Here is a 5,411-nt window from a genome sequence, read left to right on the forward strand (position 1 = left end):
GCAGGGCTGTCCGGGGAAAGTTAGGCATAGCAGAAGGCCAGTTGGTTGGCTGGGGTTTTTGGCTTTGGCTTGCTGGGGTTGACGGGCGGCGGTCGATCGATCCGGTGGATGGTTCTCCTGGTAAAGAGCGACTGGCCGACGAGCTCGGCCAGCCGCAGCAAGGGGATCTTCACACGGTGAAGGCGCGCGGCGATGCGCAGCAGCAGATAAGCGATCATGGCGCCGAGGATTTGCAGGTGGATGGCATTCTCGTTGTTACCGAGGAACTTGCGAATGACCAGATGCTGCTTGATCCAGCGGAACAGCAGCTCGATCTGCCAGCGGATTTTGTAGAGCGCGGCGATTTCGACGGCCGAGCGCGTCATGTCGTTGGTGATGAGCGTGATGAGGCCGCCCTTCTCGCGCCGGACCCGGATCCGGCGCAGCGCGATCGCCAGCTTGGAATCGCCCTTGCTGACAAGGCGGACCTCGGCGTCGTCGATGACCCTGAAGCCGTCGCCGACAACCTTCCGGGGCTTGCGCCGCCGGGTGGCACGCAAGCGCATGTTGGACTTCGCCCGCGTGACGAAGACGGCATCCGCGGCATCGATCTGGCGCCACCAGCCGTAGTGACAGTAGCCCTTGTCGAAGACATAGGTGGCCCCGGCCTCGAGCGCCACCCGCCGGCCGGCCTCGATATCGTTGATGGTGGCCGGCGTCACCTCGACCGAGCAGGGGCGGTCGTTCTTCGGATCATAGACCACATGCATCTTCAGGCCGCGGATGCGCCCGTTCCAGCCCGCCCAACCGCAGACCTTGCCCAACGGGATCGGCGAAGCATCGATCAGGCGCAGCATTTCGGCGCCTTCCTGGCGAACCTGCCGGTCCACCGCCTGCGAAAGCGTCTCGAACAGCGCCGAGAACACGCCAACCGGACGGCGCGCATTGGCATCCGACAAGGTCGAGCGGGAAATCTTCCTCACGCCGAGGTGGTAGTGACAATTGGGGTTGGCGTTGAAACCCGCCACCACGCCCCGCAGGCTCGTGGCCTGACTGAACTGGGTGTAGGTCAGTGCCACCAGATGGTCCCAACTCTTGAAGGACTTGTCGTAGGCATCCCCGTCATGGCGCGCTATCAGGCTGCGAAAATGCCGCCGATCGATCGGTTTCAGCAGGCTCACGAAGATGCTATCCATGTACTGCATGCTCGGTCCTCTTTCTGAGTCTCGACAACCAGAAAGTAGCCGCAAAACCTGCGGAAAACCGGGCATGCGCCCGCGACCAATCGACTCATTCCCCGGACAGCCCTGCCGCAAGGGGGGAAGGGACAGAACGAGGAGCGCCCTCAGCCTTTGTTGTCGATCCGCACCGCGACCCACTGGAAGTCGCCGCCGCGATAGACCAGGAGCGTCACCACGCGATAGCCGTTGCTCTTGGCGTCGTCGACGCGCTTCTTCACGTCGGCCGGGGTTTTGACCGCCTTCTGGTCGACTTCGATGATGACGTCGCCTTCCTGCAGGCCCTTCTCGGCCGCGGCACCATTGGCGTCGACCGAGCTCACCAGCACGCCGGCGACATCGGGTTCCAGCTTGTACTGGTCGCGCAAGGCCGCGGTCAGCTCGGTGACGACCAGCCCGAGCAGGTCGACCTTGCCGCTGTTGGGCGGCGCCGTCGGAGTCTTGGGCTGGGTCGCTTCGGCCGACGCCTGCTCGGTCTCCTCCTGCAGCTCGCCCACCTTGACCGACAGCGTCTTCTTCTCGCCCTGACGCCACACCACGATCGGCACGTCCTGATCGATCGGCGTCTCGGCGACCACGCGCGGCAGCTTGCGCATCTCGTCGATGGGATGGCCGTTGAATTCGAGGATCACGTCGCCCTGCTTGATGCCGGCGGTGTCGGCAGGACCGCCCGCCGTCACATTGGCGACGAGCGCACCCTTGGGCGTCGGCAGGCGCAGGCCTTCGGCCAGCTCCGGGCTCACGCTCTGAATCCGCACGCCCAGCCAGCCGCGGCGGGCATGGCCGAAGTCGCGCAGCTGTTGGATGACCGTGCGCGCCAGGTTCGAGGGAATGGCGAAGCCGATGCCGACGCTGCCGCCCGAAGGCGAATAGATCGCCGTGTTGATGCCGATCACGCCGCCATCCATGTCGAACATGGGGCCGCCGGAATTGCCGCGATTGATCGAGGCATCGGTCTGGATGAAATCGTCATAGGGCCCGGCATTGATATCGCGCTGGCGGGCCGAGACGATGCCGGCCGTGACCGAGCCGCCGAGACCGAACGGATTGCCGATGGCGAGCACCCAGTCGCCGATCCGGGTCTTGTCGGAATCGCCCCACTGCACGGCCGGCAGCGGCGATTTCGGTTCGACCTTGAGCAGCGCGAGGTCGGTCTTGGTGTCGATGCCGATGATCTTGGCTTCGAGCTCGGTGTCGTCATGGAGGCGGACCGTGATCTGGTCCGCCCCCTCGATGACGTGGTTGTTGGTGACGATGTAGCCGCTGGGATCGATGATGAAGCCCGAGCCCAGCGAGGTCGCGCGGCGGGGCTCGGGCTGATGCCCGTTCCCGCCGTCACCGCCATTGTCGCCGTTGTCCCCATTGTCGCGATTCTGCCGGTCGAAGAAGTCCTTGAACATCTCCTCCAGGTCTTGTTGCGAATTGCCGTCGTCCTTCAGGGTCTGGGTGGTCGACACATTGACGACGGCCGGCAACAGGGCTTCGGCCAGGTCGGCGAAGCTCTCGGGCGCCGAGCGCGCCGCGGCGGGCGCCGGGGCTGCCGTCAGGGCCAGCAGGGCGACGAACGCGGCGGCGCAGGCCGAGCGCAGGGCCGCGACGCACGCGGAGGGCGTCGAGACGAGGGACCGCAGGGACATGAAAGCAGGACGGAACGACACGGGACTTGGACCTCCGAACGCAGGGGCTGCCCAAAAGGCCGGCGATCGGCCCGGTGGACGAATGGGGAACGAGATTAGGCGAAATCGATGTCGCCCGGGTGAAATTTCCCGTGAGCGGCGGTGATGTCTTTCTCGGCGGAAATGGTGGCGGAAGCGAGGCGCTTCAGCCCCGCACCAGCCAGACCAGCAGCAGGCCGACGCCGGCGGCCACGAGCCCGGCGAGCCGCTGCGTCGTCTCCGGAAGGACGGCCAGGGTCTCGGTGAAGCGGCGCAGCATGCCGGGAATGGCCGCGAGCGCGATGCCTTCGATCACCAGCAACAGCCCGAGAGCGGTGGCGAGATCGCTCATCGACGTCCCGTCATCGCGCAACTATCCGGCGGGCCTGAAGCGGAGCCCTTCCACCCCACCATGGCGGCGAGCTCACTGCGCGGGCGGTGGGCTGGCGCCCCCCTGCTCGCTGCCGAAGAAGCGGAAGAAGTCGCCGGTCGGCGGGCCGATATAGGTGGTGTTGGCACCGTCGAGGCCCTGGGTCAGCGCCTGCATCGACCGGTAGAAGTCGAAGAAGGCCGGATCCTTGCCATAGGCGTCGTTGTATATCCGGGTCGCCTCGCCATCGCCTTCGCCGCGGAGCACCTCGGCCTGGCGACGCGCGTCGGCCAGGATCACCACCTGCTGCTTGTCGGCCTCGGCCTTGATCTTCTGCCCGTCGCGCTGGCCTTCGGCGCGCAAGCGGCGCGCTTCCTGCTCGCGCTGCGTCTGCATGCGCCGGAAGATCGCCTGGCTGTTCTCGTCGGGCAGATCGACGCGCTTCATGCGCACATCCACGACATTGACGCCATAGATCAGCGCCGCCTGGTTCACCGCCTCGGTGATCGAGCGCATGAACTGGGCGCGCCGCGCCGTCAGCATCTCCGACATCGGCACCTTGCCGATCTCGCCGCGCAGGTTCGAATTGATGATCGGCCCGACGCGGCCGCGCAGGCCGCCCTCGTCGCGCACCACCTGATAGAACTTCAGCGGGTCGACGATGATGTATTTGGCATAGGCCTCGACCACCACCTGCTTCTGGTCGTTGGTCGGCATCTCGGCCGGCGCCAGGTCGAGATTGAGCAGCCGCTTCTCGAAATAGATGACGTTCTGGATGAAGGGCATCTTGAAATGCAGCCCCGGCTCGCTGATCGCCTGGCGCGGCTGGCCGAACTGCAGCACCAGCGCCTGCTGCCATTGATTGACGGTGAAGGTGGAGGAGAGCAGCACCACGACGGCGATGACCGCCAGGATGATGACCGCCACGAACGAGGTGCGGTTCATTGCGAGGCTCCCTGCGTACCGGACGTGGCGTCGCTGTTGTTGGGCGGCATGCCGGTATTCACGGCCGGCTTGGTCTGCAGCTTCATCAGCTCGTTGACCGAGAGATAGGGCAAGGCACCGCCGGCACCGGGCGCACTGGAGACCAGCACCTTGTTCATGCCCCGCATGATGTCTTCCATCGTCTCGAGATAGATGCGCCGCTCGGTCAGCACCTTGTTCTTGGCATATTCGTCATAGACCGAGATGAAGCGCTGCGCGTCGCCGGTGGCGATCGCGATCTTCTCGGCGCGATAGGCTTCGCCGGCCTTGATCACCTGCTGCGCCTGACCTTCGGCACGCTGCGTGATTTCGTTGAAGTAGGCCTGCGCTTCGTTGACCGAGCGCTCCTTGTCGGCGCGTGCCGCCTGCACGTCGCGGAAGGCCTCGATCACCGCATCGGGCGGATCGACTTTCAGGAGCTGCAGGCTGGTGATGATGATGCCCGAATTGTAGCTGTCGAGCGTGTGCTGGATCAGATCCTGGGTGCGCGATTCGACCTCGGCGCGGCCCTTGGTGCGGGTCGATTCGAAATCGGACTGGCCGATGATCTCGCGCATGCCCGCTTCGGAAACGGCCTTCACCGTCTCCTCGGGGTCGAGGACGCTGAAGAGATATTTGCCGGCATCGCCGATCTTCCACAGCACCACGAACTGGATGTCGATGATGTTCTCGTCGCCGGTGAGCATCAGGCTCTCGGCCGAGATGTCGCGGGTGCTGGTGCCGTCGGCCGCGGAGCGGAAACCGATCTCGACGCGGTTCTCGAAATCCACCATCGGGGTTTCGACCGAGCCGATCGGCGCCGGCAGGTTGTAATTGAGGCCGGGGCCGGTGGTGGCGACCCACTTGCCGAAGATCATGGCGACGCCCTGCTCGTTGGCGTCGACGCGATAGAAGCCGCTGGCGAGCCACAGGGCCAGGGCCGCGAGCGCGACGAAAACCAGGCCGCGCCGTCCGCCCATGCCGCCCGGCAACCAGCCCTTGAGCCGGTCCTGTCCGCGGCGCAACATCTCCTCGATATCGTTCGGTCGTTGACCGCCGCCCGAGGGACCACGCCCCCACGGACCCTGGCCGCCGCCCCAAGGACCGCCGCCTCCTTGATTCTGCCACGGCATATCAAGCTTCCCTGTGTAGTGGATCGATTTATCGGCGCCGGCTTTCCCGGGACGGTCCGACGCCTTATATGAC

5 protein-coding genes are annotated in these 5,411 nt (G+C 65.4%); all 5 read right to left on the reverse strand.

Annotated elements, in window-relative coordinates:
* Positions 1-20 precede the first annotated feature (20 nt).
* The gene (locus ACREE8_RS11955; protein WP_431573226.1) at positions 21-1,184 is read right to left on the reverse strand and encodes an IS4 family transposase; all 1,164 of its coding nucleotides are present in this window, start codon (positions 1,182-1,184) and stop codon (positions 21-23) included.
* 140 nt (positions 1,185-1,324) lie between these two features.
* Positions 1,325-2,854 (reverse strand): DegQ family serine endoprotease, encoded by a 1,530-nt coding sequence (locus tag ACREE8_RS11960; protein WP_431573227.1) that lies wholly within the window; start codon positions 2,852-2,854, stop codon positions 1,325-1,327.
* Between the two features lie 184 nt (positions 2,855-3,038).
* Entirely contained in the window at positions 3,039-3,224 is a 186-nt protein-coding gene (locus ACREE8_RS11965) for a DUF2065 domain-containing protein (RefSeq protein ID WP_431573228.1), read from the reverse strand.
* A gap of 72 nt (positions 3,225-3,296) precedes the next feature.
* Positions 3,297-4,187, reverse strand: a complete 891-nt coding sequence (gene hflC / locus ACREE8_RS11970) for a protease modulator HflC (protein WP_431573229.1) — start codon at positions 4,185-4,187, stop codon at positions 3,297-3,299.
* Entirely contained in the window at positions 4,184-5,338 is a 1,155-nt protein-coding gene (hflK, locus tag ACREE8_RS11975; protein WP_431573230.1) for an FtsH protease activity modulator HflK, read from the reverse strand. Before hflK ends, hflC begins: the two co-directional genes overlap by 4 nt.
* Positions 5,339-5,411 lie beyond the last annotated feature (73 nt).

It is taken from the genome of Hypericibacter sp., from assembly GCF_050729195.1.
Taxonomy (GTDB): Bacteria; Pseudomonadota; Alphaproteobacteria; order Dongiales; family Dongiaceae; genus Hypericibacter.

Coding starts and splice junctions, on each gene's coding strand:
- ACREE8_RS11955 (WP_431573226.1), bottom strand. CDS start 1,184: ATGCAGTACATGGATAGCATCTTCGTGAGCCTGCTGAAACCGATCGAT.
- ACREE8_RS11960 (WP_431573227.1), bottom strand. CDS start 2,854: ATGTCCCTGCGGTCCCTCGTCTCGACGCCCTCCGCGTGCGTCGCGGCC.
- ACREE8_RS11965 (WP_431573228.1), bottom strand. CDS start 3,224: ATGAGCGATCTCGCCACCGCTCTCGGGCTGTTGCTGGTGATCGAAGGC.
- hflC (WP_431573229.1), bottom strand. CDS start 4,187: ATGAACCGCACCTCGTTCGTGGCGGTCATCATCCTGGCGGTCATCGCC.
- hflK (WP_431573230.1), bottom strand. CDS start 5,338: ATGCCGTGGCAGAATCAAGGAGGCGGCGGTCCTTGGGGCGGCGGCCAG.